The sequence below is a fragment of the Protofrankia sp. CiP1_Cm_nod3 genome, from assembly GCF_982290655.1.
Genome location: NZ_CEVIVD010000117.1, coordinates 7,782 through 10,119, shown reverse-complemented (window position 1 = coordinate 10,119; position 2,338 = coordinate 7,782). Strand labels below are relative to the sequence as shown.

At 75.8% G+C, this 2,338-nt stretch carries 2 protein-coding genes; one reads left to right on the top strand and one right to left on the bottom strand.

Annotated features, from left to right (window positions below):
- On the top strand, positions 1-424 hold a 424-nt coding region (locus tag AC5LUJ_RS18625; RefSeq protein WP_493465374.1), incomplete at its 5' end, for an FHA domain-containing protein.
- Positions 425-555: 131 nt separating this feature from the next.
- Here the strand turns inward: AC5LUJ_RS18625 and AC5LUJ_RS18620 are convergent.
- Positions 556-2,338: ABC transporter ATP-binding protein (locus AC5LUJ_RS18620; RefSeq protein WP_493465373.1), on the bottom strand; the 1,783-nt coding region annotated here is incomplete at its 5' end.

Genomic DNA, 2,338 nt, shown 5'->3' with positions numbered 1-2,338 from the left:
GGCACCGGCATCGGCATCGGCGCCGGACAGCACGCCGAGCGGCTGGGAGGCGGAGGTCACGCCGGACCAGGCGTTCTTCGACCGCGGTTCGGAGGAGGGCGTGTCGTTCCCGGCGACCGTCGTCACCCGCGTGCTCGCGCTGCGCGGCTCGCGCTCGCTCATCGGCCGGCAGAGCCGCTCCCGCGGCTACTACCCCGACGTCGACCTGTCGGTGACGCCCGAGGACAGAGGGGTCTCGCGCACCCACGCGATGCTCGACCACCCGCCGGACGGCACGCTGACCATCACCGACCTGGGGTCGTCCAACGGCACCTACCTCGACGACGAACTGGCGCCGCTGGCCCGCGGCGTGGCCGTCCCGCTGCGCGACGGGTCACGCATCTACGTCGGCTCGTGGACCCGCATCACGGTCCGGCGCCGATAGGCGCGGCTCCCCCTCGCCACCGCCCGCGCAGTCCATGATCGGCGCGGGTGTGCTGCCGGGTACGCTCCTGTGCCGCGTCGGCGTACGCGGTGACGACCTCGCGCCGGTCTCCCGCGGGCCCGGCCCGGCCGTCACGAGCCGCTGGTGCCGGCCGTCCAGGAGGCGTGCAGGCGCTGGTACACGCCGGGGACGGCGACCAGCTCCGCGTGGGTGCCCTGCTGGACGATCCGGCCGGCGTCGACGACGACGACCAGGTCCGCGGACTCGGCCGTGGACAGCCGGTGGGCGATCGTGACCGACGTCCGCCCGCGGGTGATCTCGCGCAGCGCGCCGGCCAGCCGCACCTCGGTCGCCGGATCCACCGCCGACGTCGCCTCGTCGAGGACGAGCAGGTCCGGGGCGGCGACCTGGGCGCGGGCGAGCGCCACCAGCTGGCGCTCGCCCGCGGCCAGCAGGCTGCCGCGCTCACCGACGCGGGCCCGCACGCCGTCGGCGAGCCCGCTGATCCAGTCGGCGAGCCCCAGCGCGCCGAACGCGTCCAGAACATCACGGTCAGTGGCGTCCGGACGCCCGTAGCGGACGTTGTCGGCGATGCTCGCGTCGAAGAGGAACCCCTCCTGCGGGACCATCACGACCCGCCGGCGCAGCGCGGCGAACCGCACCCGTGCCAGTGGCACCCCGGCGACGAGCACCTGGCCGGCGGCCGGATCCACCAGGCGGACGAGCAGCCGGGCGAGCGTGGTCTTGCCCGACCCGGTCTCGCCGACCACCGCGACCCGGCTGCCGGCCGCGATCCGCAGGTCGACGCCGCACAGCACGGGCGGGCCGCCCGGATAGGCGAACGAGACCCGCTCGAAGCACACCGACAGCGGGCCGGCGGGCAGCTCCCGCCCGTCCGGGCCGGGATCGGGCACGTCATGCGGGGTGTCCAGCACGTCCAGGACGCGGCGCAGCCCGGCGAGAGCGCCCGCGCCCTCGTTGAGCATCTCGGTCAGGGTCTGCAACGGCACCACGAACAGCGTCACCAGGAACAGGAAGGCCACCAGCCGCCCGGCGCTGAGATGGCCGCCCACCCCGAGCAGCACCCCGCCGACCACCACGGCGCTGGTGGCGCCCGCCGCCACCAGCTCCCCGACGGAGAAGACCGTGGCGACCAGGCGCTGCGCGGCCGTCTGCGCCGAGCGGTACCGGTCGACGGCGGTGTCCACCCGGGCCGCCGTGCGCGCCTGGACACCGTAGGCGCGCACCACCGCCGCGCCGACCACCGACTCCGAGATCGCGCCCAGCATGTCCCCGACCCGCTCCCGCACGGTCAGGTACCGCCTGGCCACCCGCGGCTGGAAGCGCCACACCACCACGGCCATCGGGACGAAACAGGCGTAGACGACGATGGTCAGCGGCCAGGAGTACACCGCCATCAGCACGGTCGCGACCATCATCTGCCCGGCGGAGAGCAGCAGCACCATGCCGCCGAACTGCAGGAACTGCGACATCTGGTCGACGTCGCTGGTCACCCGGGAGGTCAGCGCCCCGCGCCGCTGCCGCGCCTGGGCCAGCACGGACAGCTCGTGGATGTGCCGGAACGCCCGCACCCGCATGGTCGCCAGGGCCGCCTCCGACGCCCGGTAGAGCCGGACGTTCATCCGGTAGGCCGCCAGCGCCGTCACCACGATCGCCACCGCCGCGGCCAGCACCGCGTGGCGCACCACGGCGAGGTCCGGCCGGCCGTCCAGCAGGCCGTGGTCGACGGTCTGCTGGACGGCGACCGGGATCACCACCCGTCCCGCGGTCGCGGCCGCGGCGAGGGCCAGCGTCACGGGCAGGCCGGCGGTGAGCTCCGGCGCGAGCCGGCGGATCCGGCCCACCGCGGCCCACAGCGGCTCCCGGGGCCGCGGCGGCGGGGCCGCCGCCGGC